Annotated in this window: 26 protein-coding genes; 9 read left to right on the top strand and 17 right to left on the bottom strand. The window is 60.4% G+C overall.

The window, feature by feature from the left end:
• Nucleotides 1–14 precede the first annotated feature (14 nt).
• The 10 genes from PHP59_RS00570 to PHP59_RS00525 form a co-directional block, all read right to left on the bottom strand.
• On the bottom strand, nt 15–1,088 hold the full coding sequence (locus PHP59_RS00570; protein WP_366943693.1) for an endonuclease Q family protein: 1,074 nt from the start codon (nt 1,086–1,088) through the stop codon (nt 15–17).
• Nucleotides 1,089–1,661: 573 nt separating this feature from the next.
• Nucleotides 1,662–2,408, bottom strand: coding sequence for a proteasome assembly chaperone family protein (locus PHP59_RS00565; protein WP_300161999.1), 747 nt, complete (start codon nt 2,406–2,408; stop codon nt 1,662–1,664).
• Nucleotides 2,396–2,557 (bottom strand): RNA-protein complex protein Nop10, encoded by a 162-nt coding sequence (locus PHP59_RS00560; protein ID WP_300161996.1) that lies wholly within the window; start codon nt 2,555–2,557, stop codon nt 2,396–2,398. Before PHP59_RS00560 ends, PHP59_RS00565 begins: the two co-directional genes overlap by 13 nt.
• Complete coding sequence (locus PHP59_RS00555) at nt 2,554–3,342, bottom strand: translation initiation factor IF-2 subunit alpha (protein ID WP_300161993.1); 789 nt, start codon at nt 3,340–3,342, stop codon at nt 2,554–2,556. The genes PHP59_RS00560 and PHP59_RS00555 overlap by 4 nt, the downstream gene beginning before the upstream one ends.
• 9 nt (nt 3,343–3,351) lie before the next feature.
• Nucleotides 3,352–3,540 carry a 30S ribosomal protein S27e gene (locus PHP59_RS00550; RefSeq protein ID WP_067049209.1) on the bottom strand — a complete coding sequence of 63 codons (189 nt, stop codon included), beginning with the start codon at nt 3,538–3,540 and terminating at the stop codon, nt 3,352–3,354.
• Nucleotides 3,541–3,545: 5 nt separating this feature from the next.
• Nucleotides 3,546–3,824 carry a 50S ribosomal protein L44e gene (locus tag PHP59_RS00545; protein WP_067049215.1) on the bottom strand — a complete coding sequence of 93 codons (279 nt, stop codon included), beginning with the start codon at nt 3,822–3,824 and terminating at the stop codon, nt 3,546–3,548.
• A gap of 153 nt (nt 3,825–3,977) precedes the next feature.
• Entirely contained in the window at nt 3,978–4,661 is a 684-nt protein-coding gene (locus PHP59_RS00540; RefSeq protein WP_300161988.1) for a hypothetical protein, read from the bottom strand.
• Nucleotides 4,658–5,791: a DNA primase catalytic subunit PriS gene (gene priS / locus PHP59_RS00535; protein ID WP_300161985.1), complete on the bottom strand. Its 1,134-nt coding sequence runs from the start codon at nt 5,789–5,791 to the stop codon at nt 4,658–4,660. Before priS ends, PHP59_RS00540 begins: the two co-directional genes overlap by 4 nt.
• Entirely contained in the window at nt 5,791–7,362 is a 1,572-nt protein-coding gene (locus PHP59_RS00530; protein WP_300161982.1) for a tRNA uridine(34) 5-carboxymethylaminomethyl modification radical SAM/GNAT enzyme Elp3, read from the bottom strand. The genes priS and PHP59_RS00530 overlap by 1 nt, the downstream gene beginning before the upstream one ends.
• A 5-nt stretch (nt 7,363–7,367) precedes the next feature.
• Entirely contained in the window at nt 7,368–7,667 is a 300-nt protein-coding gene (locus tag PHP59_RS00525) for a UPF0058 family protein (protein WP_300161979.1), read from the bottom strand.
• A gap of 30 nt (nt 7,668–7,697) precedes the next feature.
• On the opposite strand from PHP59_RS00525, the gene PHP59_RS00520 reads away from it, so the two are divergent.
• Complete coding sequence (locus PHP59_RS00520) at nt 7,698–8,582, top strand: ADP-ribosylglycohydrolase family protein (protein ID WP_300162152.1); 885 nt, start codon at nt 7,698–7,700, stop codon at nt 8,580–8,582.
• On the opposite strand, the gene PHP59_RS00515 is transcribed toward PHP59_RS00520, so the two are convergent.
• Entirely contained in the window at nt 8,583–9,032 is a 450-nt protein-coding gene (locus PHP59_RS00515; RefSeq protein ID WP_300161976.1) for a UPF0179 family protein, read from the bottom strand. It abuts the gene before it with no gap.
• 6 nt (nt 9,033–9,038) lie between these two features.
• Nucleotides 9,039–10,118, bottom strand: a complete 1,080-nt coding sequence (locus PHP59_RS00510; RefSeq protein WP_300161973.1) for an NAD(P)-dependent glycerol-1-phosphate dehydrogenase — start codon at nt 10,116–10,118, stop codon at nt 9,039–9,041.
• Nucleotides 10,119–10,129: 11 nt separating this feature from the next.
• On the opposite strand from PHP59_RS00510, the gene PHP59_RS00505 reads away from it, so the two are divergent.
• From PHP59_RS00505 to proS, 3 genes are read left to right on the top strand one after another with little or no spacing between them, the layout of a single operon-like run.
• Nucleotides 10,130–10,975 (top strand): DUF63 family protein, encoded by an 846-nt coding sequence (locus PHP59_RS00505; RefSeq protein ID WP_300161970.1) that lies wholly within the window; start codon nt 10,130–10,132, stop codon nt 10,973–10,975.
• Nucleotides 10,968–11,534 carry a stage II sporulation protein M gene (locus PHP59_RS00500; protein ID WP_300161967.1) on the top strand — a complete coding sequence of 189 codons (567 nt, stop codon included), beginning with the start codon at nt 10,968–10,970 and terminating at the stop codon, nt 11,532–11,534. The genes PHP59_RS00505 and PHP59_RS00500 overlap by 8 nt, the downstream gene beginning before the upstream one ends.
• A gap of 10 nt (nt 11,535–11,544) precedes the next feature.
• Nucleotides 11,545–12,981, top strand: a complete 1,437-nt coding sequence (proS, locus tag PHP59_RS00495) for a proline--tRNA ligase (protein WP_300161964.1) — start codon at nt 11,545–11,547, stop codon at nt 12,979–12,981.
• Here proS and PHP59_RS00490 read toward each other — a convergent pair.
• Nucleotides 12,975–13,436, bottom strand: a complete 462-nt coding sequence (locus tag PHP59_RS00490) for a hypothetical protein (RefSeq protein ID WP_300161961.1) — start codon at nt 13,434–13,436, stop codon at nt 12,975–12,977. The genes proS and PHP59_RS00490 overlap by 7 nt on opposite strands.
• A gap of 3 nt (nt 13,437–13,439) precedes the next feature.
• Nucleotides 13,440–13,928 carry an arginine decarboxylase, pyruvoyl-dependent gene (locus PHP59_RS00485; RefSeq protein ID WP_366943692.1) on the bottom strand — a complete coding sequence of 163 codons (489 nt, stop codon included), beginning with the start codon at nt 13,926–13,928 and terminating at the stop codon, nt 13,440–13,442.
• A gap of 603 nt (nt 13,929–14,531) precedes the next feature.
• Here PHP59_RS00485 and PHP59_RS00480 point away from each other — a divergent pair.
• From PHP59_RS00480 to PHP59_RS00465, 4 genes are read left to right on the top strand one after another with little or no spacing between them, the layout of a single operon-like run.
• Nucleotides 14,532–15,695 (top strand): hypothetical protein, encoded by a 1,164-nt coding sequence (locus PHP59_RS00480; RefSeq protein WP_300161955.1) that lies wholly within the window; start codon nt 14,532–14,534, stop codon nt 15,693–15,695.
• Nucleotides 15,696–15,714: 19 nt separating this feature from the next.
• A complete protein-coding gene (locus tag PHP59_RS00475; RefSeq protein WP_300161952.1) occupies nt 15,715–16,341 on the top strand; it encodes a hypothetical protein in 627 nt (208 codons plus the stop codon).
• Nucleotides 16,342–16,358: 17 nt separating this feature from the next.
• Complete coding sequence (locus PHP59_RS00470; RefSeq protein WP_300161949.1) at nt 16,359–16,940, top strand: hypothetical protein; 582 nt, start codon at nt 16,359–16,361, stop codon at nt 16,938–16,940.
• 17 nt (nt 16,941–16,957) lie between these two features.
• Complete coding sequence (locus PHP59_RS00465) at nt 16,958–17,536, top strand: hypothetical protein (RefSeq protein ID WP_300161946.1); 579 nt, start codon at nt 16,958–16,960, stop codon at nt 17,534–17,536.
• Between the two features lie 165 nt (nt 17,537–17,701).
• Here the strand turns inward: PHP59_RS00465 and PHP59_RS00460 are convergent, their stop codons facing one another.
• On the bottom strand, nt 17,702–20,308 hold the full coding sequence (locus PHP59_RS00460) for a heavy metal translocating P-type ATPase (protein ID WP_300161943.1): 2,607 nt from the start codon (nt 20,306–20,308) through the stop codon (nt 17,702–17,704).
• Between the two features lie 36 nt (nt 20,309–20,344).
• Nucleotides 20,345–21,028: an endonuclease V gene (locus PHP59_RS00455; protein ID WP_300161940.1), complete on the bottom strand. Its 684-nt coding sequence runs from the start codon at nt 21,026–21,028 to the stop codon at nt 20,345–20,347.
• A 354-nt stretch (nt 21,029–21,382) separates the two neighbouring features.
• Here PHP59_RS00455 and msrA point away from each other — a divergent pair, with 354 nt between their 5' ends.
• Complete coding sequence (msrA, locus tag PHP59_RS00450; protein ID WP_300161936.1) at nt 21,383–21,874, top strand: peptide-methionine (S)-S-oxide reductase MsrA; 492 nt, start codon at nt 21,383–21,385, stop codon at nt 21,872–21,874.
• Here the strand turns inward: msrA and PHP59_RS00445 are convergent.
• Nucleotides 21,867–22,228, bottom strand: a 362-nt coding sequence (locus PHP59_RS00445; protein WP_300161933.1) for a manganese efflux pump, incomplete at its 5' end; no start/stop codon positions are given. The genes msrA and PHP59_RS00445 overlap by 8 nt on opposite strands.

Below are 22,228 nucleotides of genomic sequence, written 5' to 3'. Positions count from 1 at the left end.
AGAGTGACGGCGCATCAGGGGAGGGTGAAGGTGCCGTACTTCCCGCCGCCGCCCGGGACCAGGTGCACCTTCCCCTCCCTGAAGGCCTCGACCGCCGCGCCGACCGCCGGGTCGGCCTCCCTGATCTCGGCGACCGGCACCTCGGCGAGGACGGCGATCTCTGTCCCGAATATTTCTATCAGGCGGTAATATCTCGCTTCCACCTTCTTTGTCGTGGCCGAGGAGACGCCGAGCACGACCCTGATGATCTCGCCGAGGGGGATGACATGGTAATACGGCGGCCTCTCCGAGGGGTCGCCGCCGCCCAGTTCCCGCGCCCGGTCAAAGACTCCTTTCTTGATCTTGCCGCCGTCTTCAGGACAGGTCCAGCCGAGATGCACGGCCTCCTCCAGGGAGTACGGGGTATAGCACCGGGTGCAGGCGGTCCTGTTGTACTTTCCCTCCTCCGGGAAAAATCCGGTATTGAGAGTGATCTTCCCGCGGCGCACCGCGTCGAAGGCGGCCTCCGGCGTCACGCGGTCGAGGTCGAGACCGTTGAACTCACGCCCGAGTTTTGCGGGGTGGGTGGAGTGGGCGTCTGAGTTCGAGAGGAAGGGGACGCCGTCGAGTTCCCGTATCCCGGCGCCGTATGAGGTGTCGGCCGAGAGGCCGAGTTCCAGGAAGTCGATCTTCTCCCCGCCATAGCACGACGTCACCGAGTCGTGCGCCGCATACAGCGATGTCCAGGGGGTGAAGGCATGGGCCGGCCCGACGAGGCCGCCGAGATCGTGGACGGCCGCGGCGATCGCCTCACCGGTGAGGTGGACGTGCGGCCGTCCCCCTGTGGCGATGTCCTTGCTGTGGGGGGCGAAGACCGTGGCCAGGTCCTCGAAGGCGGAGAAGTCCTCCATGAGGATGAGGTGGTGGACCCTCCCCTTCCCCTCCACCTCGGCCGTCGGCAGGACGGCGATGCCGGTGCCGTTCTCGTGCTCTTCCCATGCCTTCCGCCATGCTGGGTGGAGGGCGTCCCCGCTCCCGAGGATGCCAATCCCTTTCGTGGCCGCGCCGGCAAGGAGACTCTCCGGCGTCATCGAGGGTGAGGTCGCCATGGAATACGGTGAATGAATGTGAAAATCGGCGTAGACTGACATGGTTCTGACAGATTATTCTGCCGTCTATCGGGATTAGTTTATGCCGGAGGGTCGGGGTGGTCAATTAACCGAAGGTTTCGCTGTCCGGGAGCAACGAGCGATAGCGAGTTCGAGAAAATCTTTCATTTTTTGCGTCTGTCCCCCGTAGACTGTATGGGGAAAGGCAGTGGATCTGCGTCCTCCTCAGGGGGGCAAAGCCCCCCGGTCCCCCCACCATTAGGATAGGGGGTGGATGGCAGTCTTCTTCGATATGCAGGGTTTATCCTTCCCCGTCCTATCCTGTTTTCGGGGGACGACCGGAGGAAGTCGAGAAAATCTTTGATATTCGAGGTCCGGGGGCGTAAGTCCCCCGCTCAGAGTGTGAGGAAGGCAGTAGATCAGCGGCTCGTCCCGTGGGAATACACTCCGGGGCAGCGAAGACCTATCGGTCTTCTTGAGCTCACTTCGTTTGCACAGCGAATATCTGTGGTTCTTGATTTCAGATCGAAGAAACGTGAAACCCAACGACTCGCTCGAAAAAAAAGAAAAAAATTATCCGATATAGGTCAGGTTCTCTTCTTCTCGCCCCTTTTCCATCTCTTCGTACTTCGCCAGGATCTTCTCCACCTCGGCGGCATGCTCGGCAAGCCGGGTGGCGTCGACCGTGATCCCGAGGAGACGGCAGAGGACGGCAAGGACGGCGGTGGCGCTCTTCGGGTCGACGACATACCCTGGCGTCTCGCCCATCAGGCAGATCCCCTCGATCTCCCGCATGGCGGCAAGGCCGAGGAGCAGACCCGAGGCACCGACGATCCCGCCGGGCTCCTCGCCGGTCATGACGCCCCCGGCGACGACGATCCCTGCGGCAAGACTCTCGTCGTTGGCCGCCCCGAGGACTCTCGACTCCTCGGTGAGGTGGCCGACACCGTAACCGCCGAGGGTGTAGATCCTCTTCACCCCGAGTTCCTCGGCGATGTCAAGGTAGGCCTCGCAGAGGAGGTAGTGCCCCTCGTTCGAGGTGCTCTGGAAGTCACCGATCAGGAAAGCGATCGAACGACCCTCGTCGTTCTTCCAGAGGTACACCTCGTTGTTCGGGAGGCGGACCCGACCGCCGGGTTCGATGAGCACCTGCGGCGGGAGGAAGATGGAGGTGATGTCGACGATCTTCTCTGCCCCGAGTTCCTGGATCATGTGCTCGACGACGAGTTTGCCGACCTGGCCGATGCCCGGCAGTCCTTCGATGAGGACGTCTGCCTTGACCTCGTCTTCTGTTAAAAAGTCGATATTTATGTCATCCATCGTTTTGCCTCCCTCCGGTAATCACCGTACCGATCCTGTGGTGAATACCGTGCGGGATGGGCCGACCGTGTCGGCGCCCCGCAGATCGGGCAGGTTAAAAATAGGGTATAGCGGCGGTCATGCTCGCAATACCTGATCCGCCCGCTCATGCACTCTTTGCCTTTTGTTTTCTGACGAACTTGCCGGTGTCGCCCGCCCGCTCCATGACGCCGATCGCGGACCTGGAAGCCTTCTCGATGGCTTTCTCGGCCCGCTTATAGTCCGGGGCGGTGACCTTGACCCGGTAATTCGGCGCACCGAAATAGGTGAGTTCGATATCGACATCATCGATCTTCGGCTGTGCGCTCCTGAGAGCCCGCCTGATGATGTTCACGCCGTCAGGTTTCGTCGATGAGAGGACAAGGGTGCCGGTGATCGTCACCTTCGGGATCTTCACGTTCTCGTTGGCGACGGCCATCAGAGCGTCGTTGACCTGCTTCGAGAAACCGAACTTTGTGAGGGTTGCTTCGCCGTTTATGACGATATCCTCGAAAGCAGGGTAGAGCAGGCCGTAGGAGGAGTAGAAGGCCTCTGTGATCGTATGGAGGTCGGCGCCGGTGTCATTGGCGGCGAAACCGATCCACTTCTCGGCCTTCTGCTCGTTCTTCCACTCCTGGATCTTCTCCCGCCTCTGGTGGTCGTTGACGTCCTTGAGGGAGAGATCGATGTGCCCGCGGTCGGTGTCGACATTGAGCACCTTGCAGACGATCTTCTGCCCTTCACGGACAAAGTCGCGGATATGCTTGATCCAGCCGGTGGCGACCTCGGAGATGTGGATGAGCCCTTTCTTGTTCTCGTATTCGTCCAGACGCACAAATGCCACGAAGTCCTTAACGTCCTCTACCGTACAAACGACGAGTTCGCTTTCTTCCGGCCATTCATTCAGTTCATGCATCGGACGGTCTCACTGGAGTTCGGCCTTGATCTCTGCGTTGATCTTTGCCTTCCCGCCGGTCGGCTCGGCGAGCACATGCCCGCAGACTGCACAGTCCACGACCGTGCTGGCCTTTTCGAAGATCACCTGTTCGTTCTCGCAGTCCGGGCACTTGACCCTGAGGAATTTGCTTCTGTTTTCACGGTGCTGACGTACCATATCTCTCACTCCACAATCTCGAATTTGCCTGCTCTCCAGCCTGCACGGAGGTGTGCCTTCCCGCACTTCGTGCAGCGGTACCTGACATTGACCTTCTTGGTCGGCTTGTCGCCGCCGGGCACCTTGGAGTACTTGCCCATGTTACCTACTTTACCTCTGCGCGCCTTCTGCCGGTCGATCCAGTGCAGGCCGCTGGTGCGTCCCTTTTTCACCTTTTCAACTTCATGCGTCTCGTGCGATCTGCAGAACGGACAGTAGGCCTTGAATTTTGCTGGCATCTTCATGATATAAGCCCCTCGTGATCTCTTTCGGCCCGTTTACGGGCCATTTCGGCAGTGCCGGAATACGCTTTTCCCCGCGGGAAATCCCGATCCGGCAAAGATCCGGAAGATTTTTCCCGCGGCCATATTCCGAAACTATTCTCTCGAATACCTGTATTATTTGATAAGCCTTATATTTAAGGCTATGTTGCGTTCGCAGAGGACCTCCGCGTTCCCCTTCGGAAGGGTGACGATGTCCTCCTCCTCGAGGGCGTACGTCCGGCCGTCGAGCCCCATGAAGCCCGGCACATCCTGCGTCATGAGTACGACGGCGGTTCTGTCTGCGGCTTTCTCTTCGTCTGCCGCCTGCGCCGCCGGGGCTTCGTCCTCAAAGAAGGCCTCTTCCCCGAAATCGAAGGGTGTGCCGCCCTCTGCCGGGTGCTCTTCCTTGAGGGTTTCTTTCACGGCGGCCGCCTCTCCTCCGGGCTCTCCCATGAGGGTGTCGCGGCAAACGCCGATCTCCCGGCAGACCGCGTCGAACATGGCCCGCTCGGGGGGGAGCATCAACTTCACCTCATCCTTGTCGTAGTACCGCTCCTCGATCTGGGCTTCGGCAAGTTTGAGGATCTTCTTGAGGCGGAGTTTGATGATCGTGTTGAGCGTTTCCCTGGTGCTGTGGTACTGGTCGAGGAGTTCTGCCGCCTCCTCGGAGAGCGGGTTGGAAAACTCCCTGATGCGTGCCTGGATCTCTTCAAGGCTCTTCTTTCCGTTCCTGAAGAGGTCGCCGGGGATCTCGGAGAGTTTTCCGCTCTCCTTCTCGTTCCAGACGATCAAACGGATGTCATTGAGGAAGTCGCTCATGCCCTGCCTCCGATCTCGGCGATCCCGCGGCAGCAGAGGAAGACCGCGAGGGCTTCGGGGACGACGTTCGTACCTTTTCTCAGTTTCCAGGTGTTCCCGAGAATCGGCATAGCGAGCGGGAAGGCAAGGTCGATCTTCACCTCACGCTCCCCGAAGACGACGGCGTCGACAAGGGGGTCGAACCCGGCGAGGTCGCCGGGCGGGATCTCGACGACCCGGAGGCCGCTCCCGCCGTGGAGGGAGGTCGGCATCCTGATCAGCCGTTTGATGTCGGTCGTCACCGGTTCATCGACGAGGGCCGCCTGAATTTTGAGGAGGGGGAGCAGTTCGCCCCCTTCCGCGGAGAGAAGCGTCTGCATCACCGGTGAGGTGAGGAGGGCGTCTGTGGGGCGCTCCTCCTCGCCGCCGAAGTTCTGCAGGGCCACGAGGAACCGGCCGGCATAGGTCTCGCCGACCCCTTTCATTCCCTTGAGGTGTTTCAGGGCGGCCTTCTCACCGCCGGCGAGAAGCCGGTCGGCATAGGCCTTCATGGCGACAGAAAAACGCTGCTGCCACCCGGAAGAACCGTTCCCAGCGGCGAAGAGCATCTGTGGCTCGATCCCGGTCCCGCAGAGGTAGTCCACGACCTCGCGCCGTTCGCGGCTCTCCCAGCCCCTCACTCTCGGGTCGCGTACATGGACGTGATAGCCCCGTCCGCCCGAGAAGACAAGGGAGAGGGTGCGCGCCGAAAAGCCGAGTTCACCGGTGAGCATGTCGAGGAGTTTCTCCGTCTCCTCCTTTACCCGGGCGAGCATGGCATCATAGGGCACGCCGCGGATGAGGTGGTCGGCGTCGATGTCGAAGATCAGGTCGGCCCCTGTCCAGCCCTTCTCCCCCATCGTCCCCGCGGCCGGGTTCGTGTAGTACGCCGTCGAATAATAGGCATGGGCCGGGACCATCGACCTGATATACTCCAGGCATTCGTCCTGCGACCCGAAACCAAGATGCCGCCGCATCCTCACCTCGGGCTTTGCGTCGAAGAAAATGAACCCCCATTCCCGGTGTTCGAGCGCCGGCGGGACACTGAGGTGGCCCTGCTGGTAATACGACATGAAGCGTTGCCGGACGAATTCGAGGGTTGCGGGTTTCATCAAAGCCTCTTTACCATATATGGACCTTCACGTTCATAGTCCTGACTCCGGTAGTACGGGCGGACCCCGATACCGCTGTTGATGGCAAGACTCCCGTATCCTTCCTCCTCTGCCATCGCCTCGGCCCTGGCAAGAAGTTCTTTGCCGAAACTCCGGTGCTGGAACTCTCCCTCCTCGCCGTCCTCCCCGATCGGGACCATCGTCCCGTACACATGGAGTTCGCGCAGGAGGGCAGCCCCCTCCAGTTCCGGCCTGAAGACCTCGCCCGGGTACCTGAGGCGCGCAAATCCGATCAGGGCGTCCCCTGATTCGGCCTGGACGAAGTGCTCCTCGCCGCCGCAGCACCGGTATGCGAGGTCGCGGAAGGACGGTTCAGCACCGGCAGGGTGCCGGCCGGCCTCCCGGCACCTGATGCACCGGCATGTCCCCCCCTCTGCCCTGAGCCGTTCCTGCGCGAGTTGCCTGAAGTTCGAGTGGTGCGACCCGGCCACGATCAGTCGTGCCGGGATGTCGCGCTGGACACGCTGGAGGCGGACGTACTCAGGGAGGATGGCCTTGGCATGGGCGATGAGCCCGACCAGCTCGTCCTCCGGGTACGGCGCATACTCGCCGCGTTGCCAGAGCGCCTCGATCTCCGACCCCGGCGTGACGAGCGTCGGGTAGATCTTCAGGAAGTCCGGCCTGAACCTTTCGTCGTCGAAGAGGGTCCGGAACATCTCCCTGTCCAGTTCGAGGTCGCTTCCTGGCAGGTTCGGCATGATATGGAAACCGACCTTGATCCCGGCATCGCGGAGCATCGTGTTCGCCTCCACGGCGTCCTCGACAGTGCAGCCGCGCCTGTTGAAGGCGAGGATACGGTCCTCTGTGTGCTGGACCCCGAGTTCCACCTTGGTCACCCCGAGGTCGAGCATCCCGTTGATGTGCTCCCTCCGGCACCAGTCGGGCCGCGTCTCGAAGGTGGCGGCGATGCACCGCACCCCCGCGCGCTCGTTCCCGGCGAAGACCTCGTCCCGCGGGGGGAGGGGCCGGTGCGCCCCGGTGCCGTACTCGTTCATTGCATGGATACAGGATGCGACAAACTCTTCCTGGTACTCCCGTGGCCGTGCCGTGATCGTCCCGCCCATCACTATCAGTTCGGCCTTGTCCACATAGTGGCCGAGGGCCTCAAGCTGGGAGAGACGCGCCTGCACCTGTTCGTAGGGGTCGTACCCGTTCTGGGCGCCCCGCAGGGCCGCAGGTTCCTGCCCCGTATAACTCTGGGGCGATTGGAAGGGGTGGTCCGGCCCGCCCGGGCAGGGGAGACATTTCCCATGTGGGCAGGGTGCGGGCGAGGTCATCACGGCCACCGGGGCGACGCCCGAGATCGTCCGCGTCGGCTTGACCCGGAGGAGGCGACGGAGCCGCTTTGCCTCTTGTGGGGTGGCGGCGGCAAGAATGGCAGAGTTTTTCGGGACCACCGCACAACTGTGCTCCCGGCAGACCTCGATCTTGATCCGCTGGAGGTCTGCGGGGCCGCAGGGGGAAGAAGAGATCCGGGAGATTATCTCCCGGTAGATTTCGACATCATCCATACCGGTTAATGTTCTTGCATTACGACCTCATTAGTGGTCGCTTCGTGCATGTTCTCCAGCTGGTGGAGGTGTGGGGTTGTCCGCAGCTGGTGAACGAGGTCTTCACCAAGGGCGAGGATCGCTTTTTTATGAGTGATCTTGTTCTTGTGGATATGGGCAGGGGATACATGAAGCACATCATAGTCGGGGGTGTAGACCTCCTCTCCTGTGGTGGTCTCGTAATACTTCTTGATGTGCATCAGCAACATGTGTAAATGGAGCAACTCTTCCTTCTGCACGCAATCACCTAACTTCAAAAAATACATTTTTTCGGAGGTTGATATAACTTATTGGTGATGTTTATATTCCCCTACCAGAATGCAGCAGGCACGCTCCTTGGGCTGGCAGTGGGGGACGCGTTGGGTGCGCCCCTCGAAGGCCTCCCGCCGCCGGAAAAAACCGTGACAAATATGGTCGGCGGAGGGATCCACGGCATGACACGGGGCGAATATACCGACGACACCCTGCAGGCCGTGGGGCTGGCCCAGTCCCTCGTCTTTTGCAGGGGTTTTTTGTCTGAAGACTTTGTAGGGCGCCTCATTACGGGTTTTGATCGCGCACCGGAGTACTACGGCCCCACCTCGCGGATGGTCTTCTCCCTCATCAAGGAGGGTTTCAGCCCTGAAGACGCTGCCCGGATCGCTCATATCCATAACAGGGGGAGCAGGACAAACGGGAGCGTGATGCGTGGACCACCGCTCGGAATCTATTATGCGCCGGTCCGTGTGCGAGAGGTGAGCCTTGCCTGCTCGGCCCTCACCCATCATGACCCGGTCGCCGGTGAATGCTCGGCCTTCGTGAACCTGATGATCTCGGAGATGTGCCGGGGGACGCCGAAGGTCAGCGCCTTCTGTCATGCCCTCGACCGCTGCGAGAACCCGGAGGTGCTGGAGAGGGTCGGGAACTTCCATGCCTGGCCCCTCGAACCCTCTCTCGACGCCGTCCAGACCACGCACTGCGCCGTCGCCGTCTTCATGAGTGCGGACGGTTTTGAAAAAACGGTGTTGCGGGCCGTCAACCTGGGGGGCGATGCGGACACGGTCGGGGCGATCGCCGGGGCCCTTGCCGGCGCCTGTTACGGTTTTTCCACCATACCCCACCGCTGGCTCGTGGGCTTCAGGCACACCGGCCAGCTCCTTGCCCTGGCACAGCGGCTCTGGGCCGCCGCGGAGCACGCCTGATCAGACGGGCCTGAGTTCGACGAGTTTCAGGTTCTTTCCCTTCTCGCAGACGTCAGGGGCATTGCCGAGCACCTTTGCGACAAGGTACTTCTCCCCTTCGATGATGCCGTCGGGGTGGCAGAGAGGGTAACTCCGGCAGTCGGTCTTTGTGCAGACCGGTTCATACCTGACAGTCGAGTTGAGGATCGCCCGGTCTGCCGGGATGAGGGTGACGATCGGCGCCTCGATCACCTCGACGGCGCAGATGCCGTCGCGGTGGATAGGGCAGTCCTGATCGGTGTTCTTCCGTATCTCGACGATCTGGTATTTTTTTCCCGGCTGGAGGTTGTGGCACACCTTCAGGAGTTTGCAGGTCTGGCACACGGCCAGCTGCCCCTCGTACACGAATTCGAGTCCTTTCTCTGCCAGGCATTTCCCAATCAGGGTCACTTTCGGTTTTGTTTCTGCCATACCATATCACTCCTCGTACAGCATCCTGATGATCCGTTCGGCACTCTCTTTCGAGAGGCCCATGTCCAGGATGGTGAAACGTTCGGGCCTGATGGTGCGTGCCGCAAGGACCGCCTCGACCGCGGTTGCGTCGTCGATCCCGAGTTCAGCAGGCGTTGTCGGCGCCCCGATCCTCTTCAGCGAGTCCCGTATCCACCGCCAGTCCCCGCCGTGGAGGTACATCGTGATGATCGCCCCGACGCCGCACTGTTCCCCGTGGAGCGCCTTCCCCGGCGCGATCCGGTCGAGGGCGTGGGAGAACTTGTGCTCGCCGCCGCTCGCAGGCCTGGACGATCCCGCGATGCTCATGGCAACGCCCGAGGAGACGAGGGCCTTCATGACGATCCAGGCGCTTTCCTCGGTCAGGCCGCTGATCACGTCGGCGTTTTTCACGATGATCTCGGCGGTCATCTTCGAGAGGGCCATCGCGTACTCGGAGATGGGTTCTCCCCGCAGGCGGTGGGCGAGTTCCCAGTCCAGGATCGCGGTGTAGTTCGAGATGATGTCGGCGCACCCTGCGGCAAGGAGGCGGGGGGGTGCGGCGGCGATGATCCCGGTGTCGGCCACGACCGCGATGGGAGGGTGGGCGCTCAGGGAGACGCTCCCCTCAGGGGTCGGGATGCTTGCCCGCGACGAGGCGATGCCATCGTGGGCAGCGGCCGTCGGGACCGAGATGAACTGGCGGTCCAGGTTGTACGAGACGATCTTTGCCGTGTCGATCACCCGCCCGCCGCCGACCCCGATGATGAAGTCGGCGCCGGCACCTTCCCTCTCGATCCGTGCGATGTCGGCCGGGGTGTTCGAACCGACGATGCAGGTCTTCACATCGCAGGTGTCTGCGAGGAGGGAGACGATCTCGTCTCCGGCAACGGCCATCGTATGTTCTCCGGCGATAAGGAGGGCATTGGAGCCGAAACAGAGGTCCTTGCAAACCGAGGGTATCTCCCTGAGGACGTTATGCCCGATGAGGATGTCTCTGGGGAGCTGCATCCATCTGGACTTGTCAAAGACCTTCTCCCTGAGTACTTTAATATCCTCTCCGTCCATTGAGATCACAGATGATTAGGGAGTTCCTCTACAAATACTACATCGATCCGATCAGGTACGGCCAGCCGTACACGATCGTCGATACGCTCACCTACGCCCTCATCCTCATCTTTTCGGTCTGGCTCGTCTATCGCGGCCTCCGCCGTTTCGGGATCGAGGTCGACCGGCGTTTCGTCCTCTCGACGATCCCCTTCGTCGTGCTCGGCGGGCTTCTACGGGTCGTCGAGGACACCGGGATGATCATGTCGGACGCCCGTATCCTCCTGATCACGCCCATCATCTTCTTCGTGGTCTTTTTCATCACCGTTATCGCCCTCTTCCTCTCCCGTATTCTGGAGGTGAAGGGCCTTGTCGCCGACTCGATACGGGTCTACGGGTGGATCGGCATCGCTCTTTCGGCTGCGACCGCCCTTCTCCTCCTTGGGTGGGGTGCGGTCAACACCAGGATCGACCTCGTCGTCCTCATTGCGATCCCGGCGATGGCCGCGGTCTCGACCGCGGCGGTGTGGGGCTTCCTCAGGTACGTCCTCCACTGGGAGTATGTCGCTGACCCCCTGTACACTCTCCTCATCGCCGGCCACATGCTCGACGCGAGCGCCACGAGTTTCGGGATCGACCTCCACCCCATGGCTTATGTGGAGCAGCATGTCGTCGGCTCCCACCTGATCGAGTGGACAGGGACGGCCTTTTCGATGTTCCCCTTGAAACTCGCCGTGATCATCCCCGCGATATATGTCCTTGAAATGTACCGGAAGGAGGGGAACCCCGCCTTCTGGCACCTGGTGATCCTTGCGATGATCGTCGTCGGTATGGCGCCCGGTATCAGGGACATGATGAGGATGGTGATCTATGTCTAGGCGGGAGTTCCTCCCCTATCTTGCCGCGACGGTCGTCATCTTCTCTGTCGGCATCGCCGCGGGCTACGGCCTCGCCGCCTCGGGAGACCCGGCGGCAGACCAGATCCTGAAGACGATCATGGAGGGTGTCTTCTCCCAGATCCTCGGCGACAGTCCTGTCATGCTCGCCGTGAAGATTTTCCTGAACAACCTGCAGGCCTGCGTCCTCCTCTTCCTTGGCGGCGCCACTTTCGGCCTCCTGACCTTCTTCATCCTCTTCTCGAACGGCCTCGTGATCGGCCTCTTTGCCGACCAGATCGCGGAGAAGGTCGGACCTCTCGGCCTCCTTGCAGGGCTCGCCCCTCACGGGATCTTCGAAATCCCGGCCATCTTCATCGCCGCGGCCTTCGGCCTCGCACTTGCCCGTTCCGTCTTTGCCGACGCCAGGGGGCAGGGGGACGCGGCGGCCGATGCCGCCCGGTTGGGTGGCCTCTTTCTCCGCATTGTCGTGCCCCTTCTTGCCGTGGCGGCTATTATAGAGGCCTTTATAACGCCCGCACTCCTACATTTAGTAGTTTGAGGTTACTTTCATGGAAGAAGAGAGCGGTTCACTTCCCCTAAAATCCGACTTTTCCGCCTGGTATAATGACGTGCTCTGGCGTGCCGAGATCATGGACGTCAGGTACCCGGTCAAGGGCCTGTACGTCTGGTACCCATTTGGCTTCGGCCTGCGGCGCCACACCTATGCAATCCTCCGCGACCTCCTGGACAGGTCTGGCCATGAAGAGACTCTCTTCCCTCTCCTCATCCCCAAAACCGAGTTCATGAAGGAGGCCGAGCACATCAAGGGCTTCGAGGACGAGGTCTACTGGGTCACCCACGGCGGCCTGTCAGAACTCGACATCCCGCTTGCCCTCAGGCCGACGAGCGAGACAGCGATCTACCCGATGTTCTCCCTCTGGGTCAGGTCGCATGCCGACCTGCCCCTCAAGGTGTACCAGATCGTCAATACCTTCAGGTACGAAACGAAGCACACGAGGCCCCTGATCCGCCTCCGCGAGATCACCTCCTTCAAGGAGGCGCACACGGCCCATGCAACCTGGGAGGAGGCCGCGGCCCAGGTCGAGATCGCCCTCTCCCTGTACACGCGTTTCTACGACGACCTCGGCATCCCGGTGATCATCTCGAAGCGGCCTGACTGGGACAAGTTCCCGGGCGCCGACTACACGATGGCCGTGGACGCCCTGATGCCTGACGGCCGGACCCTCCAGGTCGGGACCGCCCACCACCTCGGCGATCACTTCTCGAAGACCTACGATATCACCTACGAGGACGCGAACGGCGAGAGGCAGTTCGTCTCCCAGACCTGCTACGGTATCTCGGAACGGTGCATCGCGGCGACGATCGGTGTCCACGGCGACGACAAGGGCCTGATCCTTCCGCCGAAGGTGGCGCCCGTGCAGGCGGTGATCATCCCGATCATCATGAAGAAGCGGGCCGATGAGGTCGTAGCCGCGGCCGCGGCCCTGAAAGACGAACTTGAGGCCTCGGGCATCAGGGTGAAGGTGGACGACCGCGATATGCGGCCTGGTGCGAAATATTACCACTGGGAGATGCGGGGCGTACCCCTGCGCATCGAGGTCGGCCCCCGCGACCTGGATGCCGGCACGGTCGTCGTCGCCACGCGGGACGGCGAGAAGATGGCGGTGAAGCGCGACGAGATCGTCGTGCGCATCCCCGAGATCTGTGCGGCGTTCTCCCTGCGCCTGCGGGAGAAGGCCGAGGCCTTCCTCACCTCCCATATCGTCCCCGCGGAGAGTGTCGACGAGGCGATTCAGGCAGTCCAGACAGGCATCGCCGTCGTGCACTGGTGCGGCGACGAGGCGTGTGCGGAAAGAATCGAAAAAGAGACGAATGCGAGTGTCCTCGGCACTGAGGTCAGGAGCCCGCATGTCACGAAGACGGAGGGGCGCTGCATTGTCTGCGGCCGCCCCGGCACGTCGACGGTAATTGCCCGGACTTACTGAGAGCAGTGGGGGCAGTGGTAGGCGACGGTGAAACCCGGCCTGCCGGCATCCCCTGCAATCACTTTTTTCCCGCCCTTGACGAAGAGTTTGCCGCAGGAAGTGCAGCGTCTGGGTATGATACGTTCCAGGCGGCGGAACGGGACTTCAACCTCGAAAGAGGTAGTCGCCGTGGCGTCCTCCCCGAAGATGTCCTCCTCGTCGAACTTCTGGATCACCTGCATGATCTGGAGGGGGTTTGCGCCGAGTTCGTCCAGTTTCTTAAAGAGGAAGTAGTGGCAGATGAGCCACGAGAGGTCGGAGCGCTCGATGCCGTCCTCATCGACCTCGATGTCGTCCTCCGGGTCTTCGAGGGTGCCGCCGCAGAGGGGGCACTTCCCTCCGATCAACTCCTCGAGATAGACCTCTTCGTTGCAATACGGACAGATGGTGTGGTGGGCGCGTGTACGTGACGTCATATATTACTCCATGAGGAAGACTGCGGCCGCAAGGACGGTCGTCCATCTGCCGTCCTCGTCCACGATTGCACTTTCAGTGATATTTAAAGTTTTTTCCGGGGTTTTGTCGGTGATGCTCTCGTACATCTTGTACGCGAGGTGCTCGGCGTACTGCCCGGCCTTTTCCTTGTCGTCACCGAATGCATGGTGTTCGGCGAAGTAACCCCATTCATCTTCCATGTTCTGGGGGATTGCGACCCCGATCGATGCGGAGATCCTGCGGTGGGGTTCGTTGGAGGCGATCCTGGACATCACCGTGAAGACGACGCTCCCGGGTTCGAGGTCGAGAAGACCTTCCTCACGCGGGATGATCCGGCACTTTGGCGGGAGGATCGAACTGACTGTCACGAGATTGTAACACTCGATCTTCGCCGCCCTGAGAGCCATCTCAAAGGACCCGAGGTACTCGGAGTCCCGCCCCACGCCGCAGGTAAAAAACACCCTTTTTGGCACAAATGTTCTGGTCAACCCCTATATCACCCATGGAATGAATTGCTTCTCTATTTGTGTTCCCCTCTACTTAAAAGTATATTTCTTTGCAGAATATTTTCGAGATTTCGTGATATTATCCGATTATATCTGTTTAATCGAATCTTTGAGAGGATTATATTCTCGTCAGCGTATCAATCGTCCGGGAGGAGGTGTTTGGTGATGACGTCTTCCGGGTGTGTGCCTGAAGGCCGAAGGGTACTTTTGAACGTGCCGGTTGTCCGTATGATTCTCATACCTCGACCTCCCTCGCAGATTTATCAGTTGCTGAGGAGACGGTTGTGAGTATGGGATGGTGTGGAGAGTGATATCCGTCCATGACCCCATTTCCGGACTGTCTTTTTGCAATAAAATGATAGATAGACGATTATGCCATAACAAGTATATATGCCGTCGACATATCCTCTGCCAGGGACACAGAAAAGGTGTTCCGGCGGGATCCCACCTCCGACGTCCAACCGCAGATGGGATTCCACCTTAGCCCGGAGGCAGACGGATTCTTTGCTGTATTGGTATTTATCGATTCTGTTGTTGCTTCCGGGACAGATTCACGGAGGTAACAGACGAATGAAAAAAATGAAGAGCCTGGCGATGTGTTCCCTGCTCATCACGATGCTTCTGATGGGTGCGGTATGTGTGTCGCCGGTAAGCGCAGAAGAAAATGGGGAAAGTGTTGATCTCAGTACATATACTCTTCCTTGTTTGAAGGAGAACGAGTCGATTGAGACTATTACCATTTCCGGCACATTAAGTCCTCAATCTGAAGTAAATCTTCAATCTGAAACGAAAAACAGAGATGATGAAAAATATGGGATCCCCTTTGGTTCGGTGATTGTTCACTCAAATGATGGAATCACACGAGTCTTTGATAATAATGGTATTCACCTGCTGTCCGTCAGCGATGATCGATCAAAAAGTGTTCCGACACCTGCCGGTATTGAAAAATCATGTACACGAGTTCACGAGGTTCCGAATGATTCAAGGGTCTATCATCGTGGTGATAGAATCTATGTCCTCTCCCCTGAGGATGAACTGATTCTTCTGATCATAGACGAGTGTTCATCTGCGAATCAGGGCACAGACAATGCTGTCAGGGGTTGGGTTGGCAATGACTGGCTGGAATGTGCGCAAGATAAATCTGCGGAATATATCTCTGAGTATACCGCGTACTGGGACGTTCCTACCGCGCCGCCTTCCCTTGATGGATATAACGAGAGAATTTATCTTTTTAATGGCATTGAACCCGTGGACACGAAGTTCTTACTTCAACCTGTTATCGAGTATAATTACCGGTGGCAGGGCGCAGCGTGGGCATGTGACACGACAGATCTTCAAAATGGTGATACGATAATAGGACCATATATCAATACAAATACAGGGGATCAAATAAAAGGTCGTATTTACTGGAGTGAGTCCAGTCGCATGTGGTCTATTGTGCTTCAGGACTACACATCTGGCGAGTATAGTTCGATAACGACGGATTGCGTCAACGGGCCACAACGTCGAAATACAGCAGCCTGTGTTCTGGAAGGATGGAACGTTGACGATATTAATGATTTACCCGGCAATATACTCTTCCATGATATGTCCTATAAGGCTTCAGGACAGCAAATGAGTATCGATTTAGAAGCATCTTATTCGAGGTTCGCGCCACGAGAGATTATCAATAGTTGTTATGTGGATATTCAGCAAAATCCATCGCGCGTACGGCTTCGTACCGATTATTGTTGATCCTCTGGAGGGCATGTGCATGAAGAGACTTCTTTCCCCATTTTTTCTGGTCCTGCTTCTCGTCGTCTGCTCGGGCTGCACCTCGACCCCTCCACCGACCGCGGTTCCAGTGAACGAGACGCCGACGCTTCCTGTACTCCACCACAACGACGTTGCGGTCGACCTCACCGGGATCGAGGTCAGAGACCCTGAACTCTTCACGGCAAACCTGACCTCGACGATCTTGACTGTCCTCTCAGACTCCCGCGCCGGTCTCCTCCTCGATCACGGCTGGAACATCACCTCAGTCAGGCAGGAATTCGACGAAGAAGTCCTCGACCGACCCTATGTCAGGGTTGAGTTCATGAAAAACAATCTCTCTTTCTATTTCCTTGTCGATGAGGAAAAAGATCAGATCATCAGAGGATATTGCGGTGCAAAAGTCTGGGTTGCAGGCCCTATCTCGGGTCCCCTCCCGAAAGATTACTCGCAGTCTTTTGATAAGCACACGAGGCGGTTGTATGTCTATGACTATCGGAATGGAACGTGGAGTGATAATGACGAGGTGACAGTCTACACAAAAAATGGTATATCAGTTTTTGTCGAGGATAAAGAAGTCATGATTTATGATAAAAATGATATCTACTATCTTGATCCTGATTTTTGACGAGCAGAGGGATATCGATGGCACATCAAATCACACCTTGTTTCCTGGCCTCCCTGATTCTCATCGTACTCCTTGTTTGCTCGGGGTGCACCTCGACCCCTCCACCGACTGAGGTACCGGTGAACGAGACGCCGACGCTTCCTGTACTCTACCACAACAACGTTGCGATCGACCTCGCCGGGATCGAGATCAACGACCCCGAACTCTTCACGGCAAACCTGACCTCGACGATCACGACCGTCCTCCCCGACTCCCGCGCCGGTCTCCTCCTCGATCACGGGTGGAGTATCACCTCGGTCAGGCAGGAATTCGACGAAGAAGTCCTTGAACGACCGTATGTACTGGTCGAGTTCATGAAGAACGGACTCTCTTTCTATATCATGGTGGACGAGGAAGAGGGACGAGTGATTGGAGGATATTGCGGGGCAGAGGTCTGGGTTGCAGGCCCTATCTCGGGTCCCCTCCCGAAAGATTACTCCCAGGCACTGGATAAGAGTACAAGGCGTATGTATGTCTTCGATCACCGAAATGGTGGGTGGGACGGCGATGTCATGATCTACGATCAAAACGGGATCTACTATCTCAATCCCGACTTTTAGTTATTCAGAGGATAGCAATGACAGATCAAGTTAAGATCCAGTTTCTGACTTTTCTGGCCCTCATCACGCTCATCGCCTGCTCGGGCTGCACCTCGACCCCTCCACCGACCGCGGTTCCAGTGAACGAGACGCCGACGCTTCCTGTACTCCACCACAACGACGTTGCAGTCGACCTCTCCGCAATCGAGATCAACGACCCCGAACTCTTCACGGCGAACCTGACCTCGACGGTCTCGACGGTCCTCCCCGACTCCCGCGCCGGTCTCCTCCTCGATCACGGCTGGAACATCACCTCGGTCAGGCAGGAATTCAACGACGAAGTCCTCGACCGACCCTATGTCAGGGTTGAGTTCATGAAAAACAATCTCTCTTTCTATTTCCTTGTCGATGAGGAAAAAGATCAGATCATCAGAGGATATTGCGGTGCAAAAGTCTGGGTTGCAGGCCCTATCTCGGGTCCCCTCCCGAAAGATTACTCTCAGGCCTTCGATAAGCATACAAGGCAGTGGTGGGTCTTCGATCACCGGGATGAGTCTGTAGGGATGGTCATGGCCTATGATAAGAACGGGATCTACAGATTCAATCCTGATTTCTGAGAATAGGATTTTATCTCGACTCTGTTGTAATCCTCGTGTTCGGGTAATGAACCCTCCGCTCTCCCCTCAATCAAAACAGTAGTCTCCATCGAAAGGAAATGAATAAAAGTCCGGGGCTGTCCTCGTAATCATGCGGATAGAGGAGGAGAGGCCCTCCTCTCCTCCTCAACCTTCCAGGTACTTCTCTGGCTCTGCCTCGAACGCCTTCTTGCACCCCGGTGCACAGAAGTAATACTTCTTCCCCTTGTAATCGCTCGTGTGCCGGGCGGTCGTCGGGTCGACCTTCATCTTGCAGACCGGATCGATCTCCATGCCTCTTTCCTCCGTCTCCCCTCTTTTCGCCTCCGGCATATATCCTTTGAGGAGGAGGGAGAGGGTCACGACGGTGACAGAACTCGCGGCCATGGCGAGGCCGGCGAGTTCGGGCCTGAAGGTGATGCCGAAGGCGGGGTACAGGACGCCGGCCGCCACCGGGATGAGGGCAGCATTGTAGGCGAAGGCCCAGAAGAGGTTCATCTTCACCCGGCCGATCGTCTTCCGGGAGAGCTGGATCGCCGCGGGCACGTCTGTCAGGTCGTCTTTGACGAGCACCACGTCCCCGCTCTCGATGGCGACGTCGGTCCCGCTGCCGATGGCGATGCCGAGGTCGGCCTGGGCGAGGGCCGGGGCGTCGTTGATGCCGTCGCCGACGAAGGCGACCCTGTCGCCCCGGTCCTGGAGGGCCCTCACCTCGGCGGCCTTCTCGTCCGGGAGGACCTCGGCGAGGACGCGGTCGATCCCGATCATGCCGGCGATGGCATGGGCCGTCCTCTCGTTGTCCCCGGTGACCATCACGATGGAGAGGCCCATCTTTTTCAGGTCGGCGACCGCCTGCATGGCCGTGGGCTTCAGGGTGTCGGCGACGGCGAGGACGCCGAGCACCCTGCCGTCGGCCGCGAGGAAGGAGACGGTCTTCCCCTCCTCTTCAAGGCGTTCCGCCGCTTCCACCGCATCGACGGAAGGCGTGATCATCCTCTCCGCGAGGAGGGCCCTGTTGCCGAGGGCGACCTGCCTGCCCTCGACGACGGCGATGACGCCCTTCCCCCGGACGGTGTCGAAGGCCGTGCTCTCCGGGATTGTGATGTCCTGCTCGCCGGCGGACCTGACGATGGCCGTGGCGACCGGGTGCTGCGAGTTCCTCTCCACGCCCGCGGCAAGGGCGAGCACCTCGTCCCTCTCCGCGGCCAGGCCGACGACGTCGGTGACCTCCGGTTTCCCCTTCGTCAGGGTGCCGGTCTTGTCGAAGGCGACGGTGGTGAGGTTCTCGGCCGACTCCAGAGCCTCGCCGCTCTTGATCAGGATGCCGAGTTCGGCACCCCGGCCGACGCCGACGGTGATCGCGGTCGGGGTCGCAAGGCCGAGGGCGCAGGGGCAGGCGACGACGAGGACCGAGATGAGAGTGGTGAGGGCAAAGAGGAGGGTTGAGTCGAAGACAAAGTACCAGGTGAGGAAGGCGGCCGCGGCGATGACGAGGACCGCCGGGATGAAGTAGGTGACGGCGGTGTCCGCGATCCTCTGGACAGGGGGCCTGGTACCCTGCGCCTCCTCGACGAGCCTGATGATCCGGGCGAGGACGGTGTCCCTGCCCACCCGCGTGGCCTCGACCTCGAGAACGCCGTCCTGGTTGATGGTGCCGCCGACGACTTTTCCCCCGGGCTCTTTCCCGACAGGGAGGGGCTCGCCGCTGATCATCGACTCGTCCACATAACTCTCGCCTTTCCTGACCGTGCCGTCGACAGGCACCTGCCCGCCCGGCCTGACGAGGACGATGTCACCGGGCCTGACCTCTTCGATCGGTTTCTCTTCCTCCTTCCCGTCCGCGAGGACGGTGGCGGTCTTCGGCCGCAGGCGGACGAGGGCGGCGATCGCCTCGCCCGTCCGCCCCTTCGCCCGCGCCTCCAGGTACCGGCCGAGGGTGAGGAAGGTGGCGAGCATCACGGCGGTCTCGTAGAAGAGGAAGTCGGTGGTGAGGACGATCCCGAAGGTGCCGAGGACCGAGGCCGCGAAGGCGACGCCGATGCCCATCGCGTACATGACGTCCATGTTCAGGGTCCGGTTCTTCAGGGCCCGCCAGGCGCCGAGAAAGATCGGCCAGGAGAGGTAGATGAAGGGCGGGGTGGCGATGACGAGGAGGAGGTAGGGCATCGCCACGGGCAGGGGGGGCATCGCGAACATCAGCCCCATCAAGACCGCGGAGGCGACGGCGCCGACGATGATGCGACGGCGCTTGTCCCGAAGGTCGGCCTCGCGGGCCTTCTTCTCGATCTCGCCCGTCTCCTCTCCCTCCATGCCGAGGTACTGGTAGCCGGCGTCCTCGATCGCCGCCTTCATCTCAGGGATGCCGACGGTGTCGGGGTTGTAGACAACATAGGCCCTCTCCGCCCCGAGGTTGACGGTGGCCGAGACGACGCCGGGCAGGGCCTGCAGGGCCGTCTCGATCGTCTTCACGCAGGTGGCGCACATCATGCCGCCGACCTTGAGGGTGGCCCTGCCGGTGACGACGGCGTAGCCCGCGTCCGCGACGGCCCTCTCGATCTCGGTGGCGCTCACCTTCGCCGGGTCGTACTCCACGGAGGCCTGTTCTGTGCCGATGTTCACCGAGGCCTCCTTCACCCCCTCCACATTCTGCAGGGCTTTCTCGATGGTGAGGGCGCAGGTGGCGCAGTGCATGCCGGAGACCCTGATGGTCTCTTTTCGGGTATGGCCCTCCTGTTTCTCCTCTTCCGTCTCCATACGCCCTTGTTGGCATCTTCGGATATGAATCTTCCTTCAGCGGCATGCCACCGTCTCCCGGGCGAGGGCGGCGAGGCGGTGGGCGGCCCGCAGGGGTTCGGGTGTGCGGAAGCGGGGTGCGGTCCGGAGGACTATCCTGACGGCCCCGGCGATGTCGATGAGGTGGCCGGGGGAGACATAGACCGGCCTGACGCAGGGGCTGGTCCGCACCGCACACCCGATCGTCTCGCCCTTCTCCGTCACCGGCGCCGTCGCCCCCCGAGGTGCGCCCGGTTCTCCGGCCTCGCCGCAGAGGAGGGTGTCCGCGACGCCGATCGAGGGGATGCCGGTGACGACGCCGATATGTGAGGCGATCCCGCACCGCCGCGGGTGGGCGGTGCCGTGGCCGTGGACCATCAGGAGGTCGGGGCTGGAGGATAACCGGTCGAGGGCGGCGAGGAGGGCGGGCCCCTCCCTGAAGGCGAAGAGGCCGGGGATGTAGGGGAACGTCACCGGCACTGCGGCGGTCGCCCCTTCGATGAACCTGAGAGAGGGGCAGGCGAGGGCCGCGGCCGCCCCGAAGACCGTCCTGCCGTCGGCCGAGTACGCCGCGTCGAGGCCGGCGATACGGATCGGTTCAGGCGACCCCGCGGGAACCACCTGGCTGCGCAGTTCCTTCTGGAGGGCGAGGGCGTCGGCAGGGCTGGTCGGCCAGGGGACGGGGTCGTGGCGGGGTGTCACGGGGAGGGATGGGGGCGGGGGTACTTAAGGGGGGTGGTCGTGCCGGGGGAAGGCGTTGTACTGGTGATCTCCACCGGGGGGCGGAGAGCAATCTCCCCCCAACTTCCCTGTTCTGTCTTTCCCGTCCTATCCTAACTTGGGGGTCCGGGGAATGCGACCAAAGGGAGCTTGAGAAAATCTTTGATTTTCGATGAAACCCCCGGCGGGCAGTATGGGGAAGGCAGTGGATCCACGCTTCTAACAAGAGGTCTGAGACTTTCGGATCCCCCACTTTCTGACGCGAGACGGGATTGCGGGATCCCACGACTCCCCCTCCCTCCAAACCCTTATCCCCCTCCCCCTCCACCGGAGGGCATGGCCGGAGAGAAACACTATGAACGCGCCTACTTTGCGGCCGGGTGCTTCTGGGGCGTGGAGGCGGCGTTCAGGAAGGTGAAGGGCGTGGTGGAGACCGCGGTCGGGTTCATGGGGGGCAGAACGGAAGACCCGACCTATGAGGAGGTCTGCACAGGGAGGACAGGGCATGCCGAGACCGTGGAGGTGGTCTTTGACCCGGAAGAGGTAGGGTATGCCGACCTTCTCGACGTCTTCTGGACGATCCACGACCCGACGACGAAGGACAGGCAGGGGCCTGACATGGGCACCCAGTACCGCTCCGCGATCTTTTTTGTGACACCTGATCAGGAGCGGGAAGCACTGGCATCGCGGGAGAGGCTGGAACATTCAGGAAAAATTCCCCGGCCCGTCGTCACCGGGATCGTGCCGAGAGGGCCGTTCTTCCGCGCCGAAGAGTACCACCAGCGGTACTACGAGAAGAAGGGGGTGGGGGGCTGCCGGATCAGATGAGGAGGTGGTCGGCAAGCACCCGCAGGCCGATCAGGATGAGGATGACCCCGCCGACGATCTCGGCACGCTCCCGGTTCTCAGCCCCGAAGACCGTCCCGAACCAGAAACCGCCGAGGGAGAGGAGGGCGGTGACGACCCCGATGATGACGGAGGGCAGGAGGATCGGCGACCCCAGGGCGGCAAAGGAGAGGCCGACGGCAAGGGAGTCGATGGAGGTCGCGACGGCGAGCATGAGGAGGACGGCGGCGCTGCCGAAGGCGATCTCCTTCCCGTCCTCGCCTTTGAGGCCTTCAATGACCATCCTCCCGCCGATGAAGGCGAGGAGGGAAAAGGCGATCCAGTGGTCGATGCCCG

The sequence above is a fragment of the Methanofollis sp. genome (assembly GCF_028702905.1).
GTDB lineage: Archaea > Halobacteriota > Methanomicrobia > Methanomicrobiales > Methanofollaceae > Methanofollis.
The sequence above is the reverse complement of the archived record's forward strand: the minus strand, read 5'-3'. Positions and strand labels throughout refer to the sequence as shown.

Coding starts and splice junctions, on each gene's coding strand:
- PHP59_RS00530 (WP_300161982.1), bottom strand. CDS start 7,362: ATGGATGATGTCGAAATCTACCGGGAGATAATCTCCCGGATCTCTTCT.
- PHP59_RS00550 (WP_067049209.1), bottom strand. CDS start 3,540: ATGGTACGTCAGCACCGTGAAAACAGAAGCAAATTCCTCAGGGTCAAG.
- msrA (WP_300161936.1), top strand. CDS start 21,383: ATGGCCGGAGAGAAACACTATGAACGCGCCTACTTTGCGGCCGGGTGC.
- proS (WP_300161964.1), top strand. CDS start 11,545: ATGGAAGAAGAGAGCGGTTCACTTCCCCTAAAATCCGACTTTTCCGCC.
- PHP59_RS00465 (WP_300161946.1), top strand. CDS start 16,958: ATGACAGATCAAGTTAAGATCCAGTTTCTGACTTTTCTGGCCCTCATC.
- PHP59_RS00490 (WP_300161961.1), bottom strand. CDS start 13,436: ATGACGTCACGTACACGCGCCCACCACACCATCTGTCCGTATTGCAAC.
- PHP59_RS00565 (WP_300161999.1), bottom strand. CDS start 2,408: ATGGATGACATAAATATCGACTTTTTAACAGAAGACGAGGTCAAGGCA.
- PHP59_RS00540 (WP_300161988.1), bottom strand. CDS start 4,661: ATGAGCGACTTCCTCAATGACATCCGTTTGATCGTCTGGAACGAGAAG.
- PHP59_RS00555 (WP_300161993.1), bottom strand. CDS start 3,342: ATGCATGAACTGAATGAATGGCCGGAAGAAAGCGAACTCGTCGTTTGT.
- PHP59_RS00500 (WP_300161967.1), top strand. CDS start 10,968: ATGTCTAGGCGGGAGTTCCTCCCCTATCTTGCCGCGACGGTCGTCATC.
- PHP59_RS00515 (WP_300161976.1), bottom strand. CDS start 9,032: ATGGCAGAAACAAAACCGAAAGTGACCCTGATTGGGAAATGCCTGGCA.
- PHP59_RS00525 (WP_300161979.1), bottom strand. CDS start 7,667: ATGTATTTTTTGAAGTTAGGTGATTGCGTGCAGAAGGAAGAGTTGCTC.
- PHP59_RS00470 (WP_300161949.1), top strand. CDS start 16,359: ATGGCACATCAAATCACACCTTGTTTCCTGGCCTCCCTGATTCTCATC.
- PHP59_RS00475 (WP_300161952.1), top strand. CDS start 15,715: ATGAAGAGACTTCTTTCCCCATTTTTTCTGGTCCTGCTTCTCGTCGTC.
- PHP59_RS00545 (WP_067049215.1), bottom strand. CDS start 3,824: ATGAAGATGCCAGCAAAATTCAAGGCCTACTGTCCGTTCTGCAGATCG.
- PHP59_RS00505 (WP_300161970.1), top strand. CDS start 10,130: ATGATTAGGGAGTTCCTCTACAAATACTACATCGATCCGATCAGGTAC.
- priS (WP_300161985.1), bottom strand. CDS start 5,791: ATGAAACCCGCAACCCTCGAATTCGTCCGGCAACGCTTCATGTCGTAT.
- PHP59_RS00570 (WP_366943693.1), bottom strand. CDS start 1,088: ATGGCGACCTCACCCTCGATGACGCCGGAGAGTCTCCTTGCCGGCGCG.
- PHP59_RS00560 (WP_300161996.1), bottom strand. CDS start 2,557: ATGAGCGGGCGGATCAGGTATTGCGAGCATGACCGCCGCTATACCCTA.
- PHP59_RS00480 (WP_300161955.1), top strand. CDS start 14,532: ATGAAAAAAATGAAGAGCCTGGCGATGTGTTCCCTGCTCATCACGATG.
- PHP59_RS00520 (WP_300162152.1), top strand. CDS start 7,698: ATGTTTATATTCCCCTACCAGAATGCAGCAGGCACGCTCCTTGGGCTG.
- PHP59_RS00460 (WP_300161943.1), bottom strand. CDS start 20,308: ATGGAGACGGAAGAGGAGAAACAGGAGGGCCATACCCGAAAAGAGACC.
- PHP59_RS00510 (WP_300161973.1), bottom strand. CDS start 10,118: ATGGACGGAGAGGATATTAAAGTACTCAGGGAGAAGGTCTTTGACAAG.